Annotated in this window: 12 protein-coding genes; 3 read left to right on the plus strand and 9 right to left on the minus strand. The window is 56.8% G+C overall.

All coding sequences use genetic code 11. The features are described from left to right. Positions 1-133: 133 nt before the first annotated feature. The 3 genes from ABD796_RS06865 to ABD796_RS06875 all read right to left on the minus strand — a co-directional run bounded on the left by ABD796_RS06865 (position 134) and on the right by ABD796_RS06875 (position 1,772). On the minus strand, positions 134-256 hold the full coding sequence (locus ABD796_RS06865) for a hypothetical protein (RefSeq protein WP_344904965.1): 123 nt from the start codon (positions 254-256) through the stop codon (positions 134-136). A gap of 79 nt (positions 257-335) precedes the next feature. Continuing rightward, entirely contained in the window at positions 336-872 is a 537-nt protein-coding gene (locus ABD796_RS06870; RefSeq protein ID WP_344904968.1) for an RNA polymerase sigma factor, read from the minus strand. Positions 873-1,028: 156 nt separating this feature from the next. After that, positions 1,029-1,772 carry a 3D domain-containing protein gene (locus ABD796_RS06875; RefSeq protein WP_344904971.1) on the minus strand — a complete coding sequence of 248 codons (744 nt, stop codon included), beginning with the start codon at positions 1,770-1,772 and terminating at the stop codon, positions 1,029-1,031. Positions 1,773-1,926: 154 nt separating this feature from the next. Between ABD796_RS06875 and ABD796_RS06880 the strand changes: the two genes are divergently transcribed. Both ABD796_RS06880 and ABD796_RS06885 read left to right on the plus strand, forming a co-directional pair. Continuing rightward, positions 1,927-2,496 carry a nitroreductase family protein gene (locus tag ABD796_RS06880; protein WP_344904973.1) on the plus strand — a complete coding sequence of 190 codons (570 nt, stop codon included), beginning with the start codon at positions 1,927-1,929 and terminating at the stop codon, positions 2,494-2,496. 217 nt (positions 2,497-2,713) lie between these two features. Next, complete coding sequence (locus ABD796_RS06885; protein ID WP_344904976.1) at positions 2,714-5,770, plus strand: CBM96 family carbohydrate-binding protein; 3,057 nt, start codon at positions 2,714-2,716, stop codon at positions 5,768-5,770. A 238-nt stretch (positions 5,771-6,008) separates the two neighbouring features. On the opposite strand, the gene thrS (ABD796_RS06890) is transcribed toward ABD796_RS06885, so the two are convergent. From thrS (ABD796_RS06890) to ytxC, 3 genes are all read right to left on the minus strand, one after another. Beyond that, a complete protein-coding gene (thrS, locus tag ABD796_RS06890) occupies positions 6,009-7,928 on the minus strand; it encodes a threonine--tRNA ligase (protein ID WP_344904978.1) in 1,920 nt (639 codons plus the stop codon). 1,221 nt (positions 7,929-9,149) lie between these two features. Further along, the gene (gene thrS, locus ABD796_RS06895) at positions 9,150-11,087 is read right to left on the minus strand and encodes a threonine--tRNA ligase (RefSeq protein ID WP_344904981.1); all 1,938 of its coding nucleotides are present in this window, start codon (positions 11,085-11,087) and stop codon (positions 9,150-9,152) included. Positions 11,088-11,500: 413 nt separating this feature from the next. After that, entirely contained in the window at positions 11,501-12,421 is a 921-nt protein-coding gene (gene ytxC, locus ABD796_RS06900) for a sporulation protein YtxC (RefSeq protein WP_344904983.1), read from the minus strand. Positions 12,422-12,637: 216 nt separating this feature from the next. On the opposite strand from ytxC, the gene ABD796_RS06905 reads away from it, so the two are divergent. After that, positions 12,638-13,507, plus strand: a complete 870-nt coding sequence (locus tag ABD796_RS06905) for an SMP-30/gluconolactonase/LRE family protein (protein WP_344904987.1) — start codon at positions 12,638-12,640, stop codon at positions 13,505-13,507. 300 nt (positions 13,508-13,807) lie between these two features. Here ABD796_RS06905 and mqnC read toward each other — a convergent pair whose 3' ends face one another. From mqnC to ABD796_RS06920, 3 genes are all read right to left on the minus strand, one after another. Beyond that, a complete protein-coding gene (gene mqnC / locus ABD796_RS06910; RefSeq protein WP_344904989.1) occupies positions 13,808-14,947 on the minus strand; it encodes a cyclic dehypoxanthinyl futalosine synthase in 1,140 nt (379 codons plus the stop codon). A 197-nt stretch (positions 14,948-15,144) separates the two neighbouring features. Then, positions 15,145-16,764, minus strand: a complete 1,620-nt coding sequence (locus ABD796_RS06915) for a type 2 periplasmic-binding domain-containing protein (protein WP_344904992.1) — start codon at positions 16,762-16,764, stop codon at positions 15,145-15,147. Positions 16,765-17,031: 267 nt separating this feature from the next. Then, positions 17,032-18,024, minus strand: a complete 993-nt coding sequence (locus tag ABD796_RS06920; RefSeq protein ID WP_344904994.1) for a hydroxyacid dehydrogenase — start codon at positions 18,022-18,024, stop codon at positions 17,032-17,034. Positions 18,025-18,027: the final 3 nt, after the last annotated feature.

Below are 18,027 nucleotides of genomic sequence, written 5' to 3' on the forward strand. Positions count from 1 at the left end.
AAGAGTCGGCGGATTGATTTGAACTCCGTCCCGGGACGGATATCGAGGACCGACGAAAGTTCAGTCCCGTCTGCTTCAGCTGCATTCCGAGCAAAGGCAAAGGGAGCCCCGAGGGCTCCCTTGTTCCATGCGATTACTCGCGGTTCGCGTTCTGCTTCTGGTTGCCGGCCGACGTCTTCTTGCTGACGTTCGTGACTTCTTCAGCGAACTCCGCATTGTTTTGCTGATTTTGGGCTTTGTTCTTGTTCTTCGCCATGCTCCATCACCTCCACAATCCGTAGTATGGGATGGCGACGGGCATATTATGTAGGGTTCGAAAAGGTCTGAATCGATGCTCAGTCCGGTTTCAGATAAGGATCGGTAAGCATCGCCCGCAGCTGCTCCTTGCCGCGGTGAATGCGCGCCTTGACGGTGCCGAGCGGCAGCTCCATCCGCTCCGCAATTTCCTTGTCCTTCAGATCGTAGTAAAATTTATAGGTCAAAATTTGTCTGGTCTTGTCGTCAAGCTTGTTGATTTCCTCGAAGATGATGTTGCGCATGACCCGCTCCTCGACACCTTCCGTCGAAATAAGCGGAATGCCGCTTTCCTCCGCCTCACCGAGCGATACGGCCACCTTGCGCTTGATCATGTTGTACGCCGTGTTCGTAGCGATTACTTTGGCCCACTGGATCAGCTTGTCGCGGTCGCGGAGCGTATCCAGCTTGCGCAATATTTTGACCCACGATTCCTGCACCGCGTCCATCGCTTCCGTCTTGTTGCGCATGATCGAATAGGTGACGATAAACATCTGTTTGTATACGTCCATAAGCAACGCATCTTGCTCGTCTTTGCGTTCGGCGTCCGTATGCAACCCTGTCAACCCTGTCCTCAATAGGCTCATCTCCCGGAAACAGGAATAACCAAATACCAATGAATGCGTTTACCCCTATGGACCATAGTAGCATATCGGGCGCAAAAATAAAAGAAACCAATGCCCCGTATTTGCGAATTTTCGACATCGCGGGACATTGGCGGCGTTATTTGCAGCCTATAGCTCAAGCGAAAGAATTTTCTGGGAAGAAACGACGGGGAGAACATCGTCCCACAGCTTTAGCGTCTCCTCGGACACCTTGCCGCTGCCATGTTTGACGACAAATACGTTAACCGTCCGTTTTCCCCATTCTTTATAGATTTGAGCTTTCGTTTCGAAGTACAGGTCGATCTTATTGCCTTTGATCGCCGATCCGGTGTCGGCTACGATGCCGTAACCGTACCCCGGAATGTACATAATCGTCCCGATCGGGAACACGCGCGGGTCAGCGGCTATTGTTGACAGCACGCCTTGACGCACCTTCACTCCCGAATACGTAATCCCGTATTCGGGATGTCCGGGCTTCTTGCCTGTCGATTCTACGCCGGCGTAATAACCGGTCGCAACTACCTCGACCGAGCCGAGAAACTTCGAAGCGTCCTCGTGAAGCATCGGAAATTTTTTATTGCGCTCGATCAGCTCCTGCCGCGTTTTCAGCTTGGACAACCTCTCGACGACAACTTCGCGCGAGGTGGCGGCGGCTGGTACGTCGGACGCTGCTGCAGGCTGCTCTTCTCCCTCCCGGGGCGAGACGTCGGCGGCAGCCGATGCCTGCCGGATTCCGGCAGCGGAAGAATCGGCGCCAGTAACGGCGCGATTGTATTCGACCGGTCCCAGAACGAGCAATAGGACAGCTACGTACAAAGAAGAACGCCATACTTTGGAAGGAACGGTGTTGGGCCTATCTGATTTAGTATCCATAGAGTAGAGCATGTCCATTTCAAAGCGGGGATATACGAAAATTTCCTTAAAGCGGTTGAACGCGGCAGGAAAACCTTTTATTATAGATAATAATGAAAATCATTCTCATGAACTACAGCACTCGTTCAATAACCGACAGGGAGGCATTCCTTTTATGACACAGACGTACGCCGGCATCGAGAAGACGATACGCGAACGCCGCACGATCAATCAATTTACGGCAGAACCCGTTTCCCGGGAAACGATGCTGGAGCTGCTGGAGACAGCCGTATGGGCCCCTTTTCATTCGCGAAAGGAGCCGTGGCGGTTTATCCTGTTCATAGGGGAAGGGCGCAAGCAGTTTTCCGATGCGGTATTGCAAACGTATACGGAAGAGAAAAGACAGCAGTTCGGGGAAAAGGTCGCCGACATCTACTGTAACGACGTCCCGGTGCATCTGCTTGTCGTGATGGTCGAGGAACCGCGGCTGAAGGAGTGGGAAGAAGCGCTCTGCGCCACCAGCGCCCTGATTCAGAACCTGCAATTGCTCGCTTGGGAAAAAGGAATCGGCGGCGTATGGAAGACGAACGACTACAACTGGAATCCAAGTTTCCGCGAAGCCGTCGGCGTCAAGCCCGGCGAGAAGGTCGTCGGCACGCTCCATATGGGCTATTTCGACGAAGCCAAGGTGCGCAGAGGGAAACTGCGAACGCCCGCAGCGGACCTTTTGACCGTTATCAACTAATTTCAAATGTGATATGCCGGCCCTGCGGGATGCTCCCGTGGGGCTTTTGATCTGTTTTTAACGTCATACCGCATGTTCCCGCCGAAGCTGTCGTAAGGATAAGTACATCTCATGAGAGGCGCGTCCGTCCGCTTGCCGGCGCATGACGAACAAACCGGCTCCGGCACGGCATACCGGTACGGGGAAGTCTGCTCATGGACAAAGGAGGGTGACTTCGATGGCAGCAAAGCTTGTACGAAAGCTGACGACGGCGATCCTGTCCATGCTCGCATTCGTCCTCGCACTCACCGTTAACCCCGGAGGAGATGCCGGAATTGCCTACGCATCCCCGGCCATTACGATTGCCGATCCGCTGGACGGAGCAGTCGTCGGTCCCGAAACGATGCGCATATCGGGCACGTATGCGGGCTTGTACGACATCCGGCTGTATATCGGGGGGCTGCAGCAGGCGGCTGCCGTCTTGGACAATCCGGACAGCGACGCGGGCGGCTGGCACTACGATCTCGATACGACCGGCTATAGTGGGGAGGTGCAGCTTCTCGCACGCGGCCTGGATAAGACGACCCGCTACGGCATATGGAGCGAGACGGTCACCATTACCGTCAACAACCCGGCAGCAGCCCGTCCGGAAGTGCGCATCGTGAGTCCCGTCGAAGGCACTCCGCTATCCGGAACTATTCCGGTGCGGGTGACGGTATCGCCGTCTGCATCTACGGCAGCGGTCAATGTGAGGATTGACGGTGGGGCTTGGCAAACGGCTGTACTCGAGCAAAATGGAAGCGCATACACCGTCACGTGGGATACCTACAACCTCGGCGACAAAACGTCAAGCATCGAAGCGCGCGCCGTAAACGCCCTAGGTGCGGAAACCCGCTCGCGAACGGTCTACGCGCAGGTCGGCGCCGGCACGCACGAGACGGTCGTAGTGCCGAAAACCGACAGGGCGATGTGGATATGGGAAGCGGCCTCATACAGCATGCTGCTTAATCCCGGCTCCCGCCAGGTACTCGACGCGCTGGCTTCGGATACTACGACGTTCGGCTCCGACCCGGTCACGACGCTTTATTTCGCCGTCGGGCCTTATTCCGGAATGGACGTGATGGAGGACGCCCCCTCTCTGCTGCGCGATTTCATCAGTTGGGCCCACGACCGGGGGTACCGGGTGTATGCCTGCATCGCGGGAGGAACGTCGCCTCCGTATATGGGAGCCTTCGAGGTTTTTCATGATGTGGCGCTGCGCCATTTTGAACAGGTGTTGAACTACAACGTCGGTTCGCCTCACGAGGCCCGCTTTGACGGAATCAACGTGGATATCGAGCCGTACATTTCCCCTCAGTTCGCGGAGAATGCCCCGTCGCTTCAACTGCAATACTTGGACCTGCTCGGCAAAATGGCGGAGCGTCGCAATGCCGCCGGCTTGAACCTGCCGATCGGACCGGCCATCCCGAAGTGGTACGATACGTCGGCCGCCGCGGCCAACATTACCTGGAACAGCCAGACCAAATGGCTGTCCGAGCACGTGCAGGACGTGTCGGACTATATATCGATTATGGATTACCGCGATACGGCGGACGGGAGCGCCGGCATTATTGCCGGGGCGGAAGGCGAGATAGCCTACGGCGAAGCGATCGGCAAGCCAAACTCCGTCGTGATCGGCGTCGAGACGCTGGACATTGCAAGCAGCGGCGATCCGGAGCAGATTACGTTTCGCGAGGAAGGCCGCGCCGTCATGGAGACCGAGCTGGATAAAGTATATGCCGCGTTCGGCGCCCGCCCGTCCTTCGGCGGCATCGCGATGCACCATTACGACTCGATCCGCTGGCTGCCGTCGAATTGGGGACCCGACGGAAGCTGGTGGCAGCCGCCGGCGGACACGGAACCCCCCGGCCCGGTCAGCTCCCCTCCCGTCGCGACCGCGCTCGATTACCAGTCGGTGCGAATCGGCTACGGCCGGGCTTCCGACAATACCGACGTTGAGGGCTATCTCGTCTACCGCGATACGACGCCGAGCTTTACGCCGCGACCGGACCTGATCGCGGGCAAGTCCCGCACCTTGTCGTTCCAGGACATCGGCCTGCTGCCGTCCACAACGTACTACTACAAAGTCGCCGCCATCGATCTGCGCGGCAATATCGGCCCGGTTTCCGCCGAAACGTCGGCGACGACGGGAGCGACCGCGCTGAAGCCGATGATCGTCTCTACGATGGGCGTTGCCCGTAGCGGCGACAATGCCGTCGTCACGCTTCGCGTCTCCGACCGGCAGACGATGCAGCCCCTGCCCGCCGAGGTCGGCGGACGCTTTACGTATGCAGGCGGTCTGTACGGCACTGCTAAAGCCGATGCGGAGGGCTTCGTCTCCATCGTCTCCGAGAAAATCACGACCGGCTACCAGGTAGGCTTCGAGCCGCGCCGGATTGAGGCGAGCGGCTACTATTGGGCGCAGGCGTACGACACGCCGCATAGGGCGGCCGCCATTCCGAAAGCGAAGCTGAATGGGCTTGGCCTCAGCACCGGAACGCTCACCGTTCCTTTCGCCTCCGGCACATCCGGCTATACGGCAATCGTTCCGGCCTCCGCCACCTCCGTACGGGTGACTCCCGCTGCGGCCGACAGCGGTACGGCGATCCGCGTCAACGGAACTCCTGTGGCAAGCGGCAGCGAGTCGGCAGACATTCCGCTGCATGAAGGAGCCAACCGAATCGTCGTCCAGCTATGGACGGCGGACGGCGACAGCGATAGCGTCTACACGATTGCGATCAACCGGTACCCGGCGATCGGCAATACGTTCGAGCCCGCGGACGATACGTTCGTCTACCAGAACGGCCCGGCGCAAAATTTCGGAACGGAGCCTTATCTGGACGTATACGACCGAACAAACGCCGCTGGCGGAGGCGATCGCATGGTGTATTTGAAGTTCGACTTGTCGCGATACGGAGAAGCGGTGCAGACCGCCACGCTTTACGTATATGCAGCGTCCGCTCCGCCCGGGCCGGTCGAGCTGACCGTCGCCGGCTACGACAACGACGCCTGGAGCGAAACGACGATGAACTGGAACAACCGGCTGACCGGCCCTATGCATCCGGTAGGCACGCTGATCGTCGACCGGGCCGGCTGGCACCGCGTGGACGCTACAGCGTTCGTGCAGAGCCAGACGGACGGCAAAGCTTCGTTTCGGATCATGGACAATACGACGAGCGAGACGCTGCTGCAATTTCATTCCAAGGAACATGCCGTAAACCATCCGTATTTGCTCCTCAACGAGCCCGTACCGTAATTGGGCGGCGTTATGCGGTGCAAGTCATCGCTTCATTACAACAATACCGTTGAGAGACTGCCTTTGTGCTAGACGATAGCGAACGACCCCATTTGCCATATCGGCATCAAAAACGTCAATCAGCGCATCAAGCTCACCTTCGGCGATGCGTACGGCCTGACCATCCTTAGCGAGCCGGGGCAGGGAACGACCGTGCGCCTGCTGCTGCCGATCGTGGAGTAACCGCTCCGGCTTCGCCTTACAGCGACTTGGAGCCGATCTCGCCGACAAGCCGGGCCAGCAGCGCTCCTCTCTCCATGACGCCCAAGTCGCCCTCGCTCCGGTGGCGAACCGAAACCATGCCGTTCCCGGCTTCCTGCTCGCCGACGATCAGCATGTAGGGCGTCTTGGCCAGCTGCGCCGCGCGGATTTTGTAGCCGAGCTTCTCGCTGCGCAGATCCGCTTCCGCCCGGATGCCCGCGCTCCGCAGCTCCTGAAGCGTCTGTCGGGCATACGCATCCAGCTTATCGGATACCGGAATGATCACTGCCTGGACGGGCGCCAGCCAGACGGGGAACGCCCCCGCGAAATGCTCCGTCAAAATGCCGATGAACCGGTCGATCGACCCGTACACGGCGCGGTGAATGACGACCGGACGAACTTTGCGGTTTTCTTCGTCCACATACCATAAATCGAATTTACCCGGCATTTGAAAATCGAGCTGTATCGTCGCGCACTGCCAGCTGCGCCCGATGGCGTCGCGAACGTGAAAATCGATCTTCGGCCCGTAGAACGCCCCGTCTCCTTCATTCAAGCGGTATTCGGCCCGGCGGCCGTGCAGAACGCTGCGCAGCGCCGCCTCGGCCTTCTCCCACAGCTCCTCGGACCCCATCGACTTCTCCGGCCGCGTAGATAGCTCCATCGTATAGTCGAAGCCGAACACGCGGTAAATGCTGTCGATCAGATCGATCACCCCGGCGATTTCCGTCTCGATCTGGTCCGGCCTGACAAAGAGATGCGCGTCGTCCTGGCAAAAGGTGCGCACCCGCATCATGCCGTTCAGGCTTCCCGAATATTCGTGCCGGTGCACCTGGCCGAATTCGGCCATCCGGATCGGCAGCTCGCGGTAAGAACGCAGCGTATGCTTGAACATCAGCATGTGCCCCGGACAATTCATCGGCTTGAGCGCGAACGTCGCGTCGTCCACCTCGCTGAAATACATATTGTCGCGGTAATGGTCCCAATGTCCGGATTCCTCCCACAGCCTCCGGTTCATCAGGAAGGGCGTGCGCACCTCGTCGTAGCCAAGCCGATTTTGCAGCTGGCGCGAGAACTGTTCCAGTTCGTTGCGAATCACCGTCCCGGCCGGCAAATAAAACGGCATGCCCGGCGCCTCCTCGGAAAACATAAACAGCTCCAGCTCTTTGCCGAGCTTGCGGTGATCCCGACGTTTCGCCTCCTCCAGACGCTCCAGATGCTCCTCCAGCTGCGCCTTGTCGGGGAAAGCCGTACCGTAAATGCGCTGCAGCATCTTGTTCTTGGCGTCTCCGCGCCAGTATGCGCCAGCCACGTTCAACAGCTTGAACGCCTTGATTCGGCCGGTTGAAGGCAGATGAGGGCCCCGGCACAGGTCGCGGAACTCGCCCTGCTCGTAGACCGTAATGACCGCGTCGTGCGGCAGATCGCGAATCAGCTCCAGCTTGAGCGGGTCCTCCGGCTCGCCGAACAAGCGCAGCGCCTCCTCCCGGCTCGCCTCCCTGCGGACGATTGGCACATTGTCGCGTGCGATCTTCTCCATTTCCTTCTCGATGCCGGCCAATTCCTCCGACGAGATCGAATGGTCCAGATCGATATCGTAGTAGAAGCCGCCCTCGATGACTGGGCCGATGCCCAGCTTGACCTGCTCGCTGCCATATATCCGTTTCAAAGCCTGAGCTAGCAGGTGCGCCGTGCTGTGGCGGTATACCTCCAGTCCTTCAGGGCTGTCGAGCGTCACGATCTCCACGAGCGCGCCGTCTTCCAGCTGGCGGCTCAAATCGACCACGCGGCCGTTCAGCTTTCCGGCCACCGCCTGCTTTCGCAAGCCGGGGCTGATGGAGCCGGCCACGTCCGCGATCGTCGATCCCTCCTCGTAGGAGCGTACCGCTCCGTCAGGCAGCTTAATGTGAAGGTTTTTCATGGTTGTTTCCTCCTTATTAGTTAAAAAATAGATTGAACTATACGAAAAATGGCCGTGACGTCCATTCGATAGGTCGCCCGCGATCCTTTCGCATCACGGGGCGCTGAACGGCAGATTGTGCCGTGGGTGCTTGCGTCTCCAGACGCTCGGCGGCAGATTGCATCATGAGGCGTTGAACGGCAGATTGCGTCGTGAGGCGCTCAGCAGCCAGCTCCCGGCCAAATTCCGGCTCGTTCGGCTCGTTCGCCGGTTGCTTATGCTCGAAAGAACACTATCTCGGCCGATCCAGCTGTTTTGGCGCGATATAGTGACCAAAAGAGCACTAGCTCCCCGTCGCAAGGCGCTGAACGACCGATTCCAGCCCGTTCACCGGTTGCTTATGCTCCAAAGAGCACTATTCCCGCCGCTCCGGCTGTTTTAGCGCGATATAGTGACCAGAAGAGCACTAGCTCTGCGTTGCGCGGGGAGGCGCAGCGATAGAATGCTTCGCGGGGCGCCGAGCCACAGAATGCTTCGCGGGGCGTCGAGCCACAGAATGCTTCGCAAGGCGTCGAGCCGCAGAATGCTTCGCGGGGCGCCGAGCCGCGATTGTGTCGCGGGGGCTCAGCGATAGATTTCACAATCCGCTGAGCCACTAATGGCATCGCGAGGCGCCGAACGTCCGCTTCCCACCCATTCGCCTACGCTTGTGTTCGAAAATCACAATTCCCGCCGAACAGCCTACATAGTTGGTCTAAGCGCGCTCGATCAAGCTAATCGCCTTTCCAGCAAAACAAAAAACACGCCCGCCCCCTTAAAAAAGGGGCGAGCGTGCTGCTTGACTCGCGGTTCCACCCTGATTCGCCCCGCATTTTTCAAAGCGGAGCCTCATTTGGCATCCGGTAACGGGGATGAGGCGGTTGGAGCTACTCAGAATGCCGGAGCGGTCCGGCCCTTTTCGCAAAAACGGCTGCAAAGCGGTATAACGGCGGCTTGGCTTGAGGGGCTTTCACCTGTCCCCCTCTCTCTGGGAAGCTTAACCGGCGTTCGCGTGCGGGTTCCGACCTGCTTACAGCCTGCTTACGGACTGCTTACAAGCCGATATCCGGAAATAATCGCACTTTGTCTTTGGTCAATGCCTGTTCATATGGAATTGGTCGAGTATCCTGACTTCGCCTCGTTCGGAACAAGACGACTCAAATCGTCTCGGCTTGCACAAAACTATTCCGCAGCCAAACGACGTTATACTTTCTTCGTACGGATTTCCTCGGTGATCATCGCGACGACCGCATCCGAAGCGTGTGCGCCGATGTCGCCCTCGCCGCGCTTGCGGACCGATACCGTGCCCGCATTCACTTCATTTTCGCCGACGATGAGCATATACGGCGTTTTCTCCAGCTGCGCCTCGCGGATTTTGTAGCCGAGCTTCTCGTTGCGCAGATCGGCTTCGGCCCTCACGCCGGAAGCCAGCAGCTTCTCGGTCGTCTGCTTCGCATAGTCGTCAAACTTGTCGGATACCGGGATGACAACAGCCTGTACCGGAGAAAGCCACGTCGGCAGCGCCCCTGTGAAGTTTTCCAACAGGAAGGCGGTCATCCGCTCCATCGTGCTGATAATGCCGCGGTGAATGACGACCGGGCGGTGCTTGTTGCCGTCTTCGCCGACGTATTCGAGCGAGAACCGTTCCGGCAGCAGGAAGTCGAGCTGCGCGGTGGACAGCGTTTCTTCTTTTTTCAGCGCCGTCTTGATCTGCACGTCCAGCTTCGGCCCGTAGAACGCCGCTTCGCCTTCGGCTTCGTAATACGGCAAGTTCAGCTCTTCCACGACTTCCTTGAGCATCCGCTGCGACATTTCCCACATCGCGTCGTCCGGGTAATATTTCTCGGTGTCCTGCGGATCGCGGTACGACAGGCGGAACCGGTATTCCTTGATGCCGAAATCTTCGTATACGCGCTGAATCAGCTGAATGACGCGGGCGAATTCTTCCTTGATCTGATCCGGACGGGCGAAAATATGGGCGTCGTTCAGCGTCATGGCGCGAACGCGGTGCAGTCCGGTAAGCGCGCCGGACATCTCGTAGCGGTGCATCGTACCCAGCTCGGCGATCCGGATCGGGAGATCGCGGTAGCTGCGCATATCGCTCTTATACACCATCATGTGGTGCGGACAGTTCATCGGGCGGAGCACCATCTCCTCGTTGTCCAGCTCCATTTTCGGAAACATGTCTTCCTGGTAATGTTCCCAGTGGCCGGATATTTTGTAGAGCTCGACGCTGCCCAACACCGGCGTATACACATGATCGTAGCCGAGCGATTCTTCCAGGTCGACGATATAGCGCTCCAGCAGGCGGCGGAGCTTGGCGCCTTTGGGCAGCCACAGCGGCAACCCTTGCCCGACTTCCTTGGAGAACGTGAAGATGCCCAGATCTTTGCCAATACGGCGGTGGTCGCGCTTCTTCGCTTCCTCCAGCAGCACGAGATGCTCGTCAAGTTGCGCTTTTTTGGCAAAGGCGGTGCCGTAGATGCGCTGCAGCATTTTGTTTTTGGAGTCGCCGCGCCAGTAAGCGCCAGCTACGCTCAACAGCTTGAATGCTTTGATCCGGCCGGTCGAGGGAAGATGCGGACCGCGACACAGGTCGAAAAACTCGCCCTGATCGTATATCGTAATGATCGCGTCCTGCGGCAAATCGCGGATCAGCTCCAGCTTCAGCGGATCTTCCAGCTCGCCGAAAATGCGCAACGCTTCTTCGCGGCTCACTTCCCGGCGTACGATCGGCAAATTCTCCTGCACGATCTTCTCCATTTCCTTCTCGATCTTCGCCAAGTCTTCCGACGATACCGGCTGCTCCAGATCGATGTCGTAATAAAACCCGTCCTCGATAACCGGACCGATGCCCAGCTTGACGGTTTTGTTGCCGTAAATCCGTTTGAGCGCCTGAGCGAGCAAATGCGCCGTGCTATGACGGTACACTTCGAGTCCGTCCGCGGAGTCGAGCGTCACGATTTCCACCTTGGCGTCGCCTTCAAGCGGATGGTTCAGATCGACGACTTTGCCGCCCACCTTCCCGGCGATGGCATTTTTTTTCAAACCGGAGCTGATCGAGCCCGCCACGTCTTCAATGGTCGCTCCCGCTTCGTATTCCCGGACCGCGCCGTCCGGCAGCGTAATGTGAATAGACATGTGTCGTTTCCTCCTGTAGGCTGAAAACAGCTGAGCCGCGCTTCTGCCTTTCCTAATGTACTGTACTCGTGCGGGAACGAAGCCGGCATGCAAAAAAGCAAAAAACACGCGCATCCCGGCAAAGGGACGAGCGTGTTCGGTCTCGTGGTTCCACCCTGATTCGTTTCGCCGCGGCAAACCGCCGACGAAACCTTATAGGCATCCGGTAACGGGGATGAATCGATGGCGTCTACTGACGGCCGAAGCTTGCTTCAGGCACGGGTTCAAGCCAAAGCTGCAAAGGGGTAAATCCGCTGTTCGAACAGAAGGAGATTGCAGCGCGAGTCTCCTCTCTCTGGACAGTCTGGCAGGGATTCATGTCTTTGGTCATCACTTATTATTGTATAACATGGTACAGCATTCTGTCCGAAGTGTCAAGGATACAGCTGATCCTTGTTTTTCCCGCTCAGCACGCTTCCGCACAATTTGCAGTAGGTGCACACCATGGCGCGGTTTTCGAAAATTTGCATGATCGTTTTGATCACTTGTTCCTCGGGATCGCGCGTATGGATAACAATTTTCTGGGGAGAAACGGAGATGAGCGTGCTGACGATCATGTCCTCGAAGTTGATTTCCTTATCCAGCAGTTCGAGCGTAAATCCGTCAAACTCTGCGGTATCGATCGGATTCATCTGATCGTTGTACAACGTAAATTCGTTGCCCCCATGATGCATCAGATGAGCTACCGGAATTTTCGTTTCCTGAATGTACACGAAATATTTCAGCAGGGAAATGAACTCCTGGTACTGCTGATCCATAATAAACTCGTCGATGGCGTATTCCGCGACTTCCCTCAGTTCGTTCATATAGTCTGTCAAACGGAAGCGGATAAAGCCGACTATGTTGATGATCGTGTTTTGCTCCAAATATTGAAACAAAGCCTCGGTCATTTTCTTTTGCCTTCTCAAGCGGGAACGGGGCATATCGGCGCTCGGCTCGGGCTGGTCGAGCACCTGCCGGCAGTATTGCTCGATCGCGGAAATGTCCGCCTCTTCTTCGTAACGGTAAGGTCCGGTAATAACATCGCGAATCAGCCTTTGCTCCATCTCATCCAAAATGAAGGCGGCCACTGTGTCTGCCGTCATCCGGTAGACCGCGGATCCGGACTCGTTCAGTTGGAAATCCGGCAGGACCGCCATGCAACGTACGGTCGTATGCGTCTTGAACGCATCACTTTCGAAACGGACACGGTGTCCGGCTGTATGTAAATCGTTGGCCGCAAGCGATAATCGAACGTACAGCTTGTCGGCGAAAATATCCCAATTTTTCGACAAGGTTAAAGCGAACAGTTCCAACGGACTCACTCCTTTCTTTGCGAACGATTCAGTTGCTTTCTTAAAGTATATGGTCGCGGCCTTCGAGATATACAAACAACAATTTGGTACAAAAGGGAGTGGAATCGAGAAACGGTGGACCTTTAGAAAGGCGGAATGGTGTATAATGGATGCGGAAGCATACGTGTCGCTGGAAGCAATGAAAACGCATAACTTTATTCGTGGAGGGATGTCGGAATGGCACAAGCGGAAATATTGCTGGACGTTAAGGCTGCTTTAGGGGAAGGGCCGAGCTGGGACGAGCGGAACGGCTTGCTGTATTGGGTGGATATCGATGGGAAATCGCTGCTTACGTACGACCCGGCGACCGGGGAACAGACGAAGGCGACATTCGGGAAAAAGCTCGGGGCAGCCGTGCCCCGGCAATCCGGCGGTATCGTGTTGACGCTGGAGGATGGCTTCTACGCGTATGAGCCCGGCATGGACGAGCCCGTTCTGATCGGAGCGCCGGAAGGGCTGTCGCAGGTCCGGTTCAATGACGGCAAATGCGATGCGGCCGGCCGCTTCTGGGCTGGAACGGCTTCGCTCACTGGCGGGACGGAAGGAGCCCTTTACTGTATGGACACGGATCTGTCGATCCGTCTCGTGCTTGACGGCATTTCTTGCTCCAACGGCCTGGCCTGGAGCACGGACAACCAAATCATGTATTATATCGATTCGCCGACACGTAACATTATGGCTTATGACTACGACTTGTCGTCGGGCCAAATCAGCAATCCGCGTGTCGCCATCGAGGTAACCGAAGCCGGTGCCGTTCCCGATGGAATGACGATCGACGAAGAAGGAATGATCTGGGTCGCTCTGTGGGGCGGTTACGGCATCCGCCGCTGGAATCCGCATACGGGCGAGCTGCTGTTGAAGGTGGACGTTGCGGCGGAGCAATCCAGCTCCTGCATCTTCGGAGGACCGGAATACCGCGATCTATACATTACGTCAGCCCGCTCGGGCCTGACGGAAGCGAGACTGGCCGACCAGCCGCTGGCCGGAGGTTTGTTTATTTACCGCAATGCCGGGCAAGGAACGCCGACTTACGCCTTCGGCGGATGATTTAGCAGTAGGGCAAAGCCTCCTGGCGATTCTTTCAGGCGGAACAGGGCAAAAGCCGAGTTCGACTATTCCCCGGAAGCTTAACGCAATGCCTTTCAGAACGGGCTAGTACAAAGTACAGACCTTAAGCGGTTTCCTTGGAATGGATTGAATCCCTCGCATCTCAAGGGATCAAACCTTCCGGAATACACAGGATTAGCTCTAACTTTGTACTAAGCTATCGAAGTATGCCAAAAAAACCTTCCCTCCTCTGGTTCTCCAGAGAAGAGAAGGTTTTCTTGGTCTTCAGCCCTTCGGCCGTCAATTCTGCATTACAAAATCGTTCTCGACCTTCGCGTTCACATCGTCGAAGACGCGTAAAATTTCGTATTTTGTATTCCGCTGGGCGGGCACTTTGCCGGCTTGACGAATCAGATCAAGCGTAGAGGAGATGTTGACCTTGTGCGTCGTGCCTGCGGCGGATACGACGTTCTCCTCGATCATCGTGCTGCCGAAGTCGTTGCAGCCGAAATGCAGCGATTGCTTGCCGACCTCCGGCCCCATGGTAACCCAGGACGATTGAAAATTCGGGATATTGTCGAGCATCAGCCGGCTGATCGCCACGTTTTTGAGGTAAGCGTCCGGTCCCAGCTTCTCCGCCTTCAGGTTCGTGTTGTCCGGCTGGAACGTCCAGGAGATGAACGCCAGAAACCCAGGGGACGGATACTTGTTGTTGATGCATTCGTCTTGGGCGTCGCGCACGCGCAGCATATGCAGCACGCGCTCCTCCATCGTTTCGCCGAAGCCGATCACCATCGTGGCGGTCGTGTTCATGCCCGTCTTGTGCGCGGCCCGCATGACATCCATCCACTCCGTCCAGCTGCCCTTCAGCCTGCTGATTTTGCGGCGGGTGCGATCGTCCAATATTTCCGCGCCTCCGCCCGGCAGCGAATCGAGGCCGGCCTCGTGAATTTGCCTCACGACATCGTCGAGCGACAGTCCTTCCGACACTTCCTTCATCTTCCAAATTTCCGCCGGAGAGAACGAGTGCATTGTAATATTCGGGAAACGTTCCTTGATCCCGCGCAAAATATTCGTATAATAGCTGAACGGCAAATTCGGATTCGTTCCGCCCTGCATCAAAATTTCGGTTCCGCCGACGTCGATCGTCTCCTGGATTTTCTGATAAATCGTTTCGTCAGGCAGTACGTAGCCTTCCTTCGATCCGGGAGCGCGGTAAAAGGCGCAAAACCGGCAGTACACGTCGCAAATATTCGTATAATTAACGTTTCGTCCGATCACGAAGGTCGTAACCGGCTCCGGATGAAACTTCAGCATCATTCGGTTGGCTGCCGCGCCCATCTTCTCGATTTCATCGGAATCGTAAAGCGCCAGGCCGTCTTCCAGATTCAGTCTTCCGCCCGTCAGCGCTTTATCCAATATGTTGTCGATCCGGCTCATTCCACAACACTCCTTCCTTCTCTATCGTCTATCGTAACATATCGCCCTCGTGAAAAACAGGAAGAAAAAGTGACGTTTTAACGCCTTTCGGGCAGCGTCGCGGCTCCCGGATACACAAAGAAGCTGCCCCTTGTAAGGGACAGCTCGCTTTGTAGGGTTGGGTAGTCTTGCTCGCGCTCCATTCACATGAAACGTTATTATTTGAACGGCTTCAGTTGCTTGTCAGCCGGACGAACCGCATTGATTTGATCCACGTACGATTGGAAAATTTGCTGGCCTTTGTATTTGCTCATCAGCTCTTCGCGGTACTTCGGCCAGTTCGAGGCGTCCTTGTCGTCGAACAGCACGACGTTTTGCAGACGGGCCATTTCCTTGCGGAAGTCGCCGATGTTCATGCCTTCCGGCGGCGCCAGAGCTACCGGCTCGCCCGCATGCTTCGGAATCGCTTCGACGAACTTGAGTATGGCGCGGTCGCGGTCGGATACGCGCGGATCGATCACTTCGAGTCCGAGGACCGAAGGCTCGTCAAGGTTCGTGAAGAACTTCCAGATTTCCAGGAAGTTGCCGTTTTTAACGACATCCGTTTCATAAGAGGCCGGGTCGATCGTAATTTTCTTGCCTTCTTTTTTATAGTTTTTGCCTTCCAAGCCGTAGTGAGTCATCAGGTAGCCTTCTTCGCTGGCGAGCCAGTCGAGAATTTGCACGGAGCGTTTGATTTTCTCCGGATTTTTGTCGGCTACGGTTTTGGAGAACAGGAACGGGCTTGCGCCGCCCGTCGTGCCTTGCTTCCAGCCGTATGGCTGGTTCGAGAACGGGAAAATCGGCTGCCAGTCGGCTTTCGGGTCGATCTGCTTCGTGCGGCTTTGCACGCTGTTCGGCACCGATTCCAAAGAGATATTTTTGTCGGTAGACCAAATTACGCCGACTTTGTTCTGAGCCGCTTTGTCAAAATGCTGCGGCGACTTGTTGACGAACCAGTCCGGGTCGACGACGCCGTCCTTGATCATATCCTTCGCATTTTGCAGCACATTTTGCAGCTTCAGGCTGCTTTGCGTCTCGACAAACTCCAGGTTTTTGTCGTCAATCATGAAGTCCGCTACGAGGCCGTTGTTGATCCAGCCCGGGAAGTCCAGTGGCAGCTTACCGCCTGCGGCGGCCGCCGAGAAGCCGTACGTATCCTTTTTGCCGTTGCGGTCCGGATCATCGTTGGTGAATTTGCGCATGACGTTCATCAGCTCGTCATACGATTTGGGCGGCTGCAGCCCCAAAGTATCCAGCCAGTCTTTGCGTACGTAATAGGAACCGTACGTATTGCGCTGGAAAGGCATCGGGGAACGCGAATACTTGATTCCCTTCAGCTGATAGTTTTTGATTTCGTCTTCTTTGATCCATTTAAAATAGTTCGGCATCGTTTCTTTCGTCACGAACGGCGTTTGGTCGGCCAGCAAGCCGTCGACCGCGAACTTTTGGCTCGCCGCGCCGTTGGCCAGGAACATATCCGGATGATCGCCCGTCGTCATGATGACGTTGATCTTGTTGTCGTAGTCCGTACCAAACGGCAAATAATCGATTTTGAGCGAGACGTTGAACTTCTCCTCGATCGCTTTCTTCACGAAGTCTTTGTCGGCGGAAGGCAGGGAAGCGTTTGCCGGAGCAAAGATGAACCAGCGCAAATCCAGCTTCTGATTCGCAGCGGTTTTGCCTGCGTCGCCCGTGCCGGTTCCCGTCGAGGCCGGCTCTTTCTCTTTCGTTCCGCACGCGCTCAACACCATTGTGCTGACGAGCATGACCGAGCCCAGTACTTTTAACGTTTTCATGGAATCCTCCTCGATCTGTTACCGAAGTTACTTCCGGTCGTAGTATTGCTTCGAACCCCTTCATTTAAACGGTGCTTCAAGCGGCAAAGCATTGCTGCTGTTGTCATGGTGCATGTTTGCCTGCGCGACCACCTCCATGTAGAGTACGTCCTTCGAATAACGCAAGCGGCAACCGCTTCCAATATAGGTAAGAGCAGGAGGCAGGCGGGGGACTCCCGAATCCTGCCAAGCTCGATATGACGGTAATCGTCCAGTGAGGAACCGGAATCAGGCTATGACGTGAAGATTTTGCAGGTTCACTTCGCCTTCCAGCGCTTCTCCGGCCAAATACCGGCCGATCTCATCTGCAACAAAGCGGCCCAGACGCTGCTTGCCGTTGTTGACGGCGCCGGCGATATGCGGGATGAGGATGACATTGGGCAAGCTGCGGAAAGGATGATCCTTGCTCGGCGGCTCCTGCTCCGTAATGTCCAGGCACGCAATGAAGCGGCCTTTGGCAAGCTCGCGCACCAGATCCTCTTCATGAATCAGACTGCCTCTGGCGGTATTGACCAGAATCGCGTTGTCCTTCATGAGCGAAAGCGTGCGGGCGTTGAACATATGGTTCGTTTCCGGGATGGACGGCGCATGGATCGAGACGACCTCCGACTGCCGAAGCAACTCCTCCAGCTCCACCTTGCGGCATCCGAGCGTGACGGCTTCCTCATGGCTAAGGATCGGATCGTACACGACGATATCGACCTCGAACTGCTTCAGCAGACGAATGTAGTGGCGCCCCGCGCGGCCTGCACCGACAACGCCGATCGTAATGTCGAACATCTCGCGAATGCGCTCCTTGCCTTCGTCCCAGAAGCCCTCCCTCGTGCTGCGCGCCAGCTCCCACATCCGCTTGAGCGCGGTAATGGTCAAGCCTAGCGCGGTCTCGGCGACGCCTACGCCCAGAGGATCGTTGGCGCTGCTGACCCGGACTCCACGTTCGATCAACTCCGGCGTCACGATGCCTTTGACCGTGCCGGCGGCGTGAGCGACGAACTTCAGATGCTTCGCCTCGCGGAGAATATCGCTGTCAAAGGGCGGGCAGCCCCAGGAAGTGATTACGATATCCGCCTCGCGGACCAGTTCGGCGATACGGTGTTTGTCGGGATTGCCGGGAACCGGATTGACCACGAGTTCGCCAAGTTGACGGAGCCGATCCAGATGCTTATCGGTAAAAATCTCTTCCCACACGTCGGCACCGGGTACCAAAGCGATTCGATTCATGTT

The organism is Paenibacillus hodogayensis (assembly GCF_039536325.1).
In the GTDB taxonomy this organism is placed as follows: Bacteria; Bacillota; Bacilli; order Paenibacillales; family NBRC-103111; genus Paenibacillus_AB; species Paenibacillus_AB hodogayensis.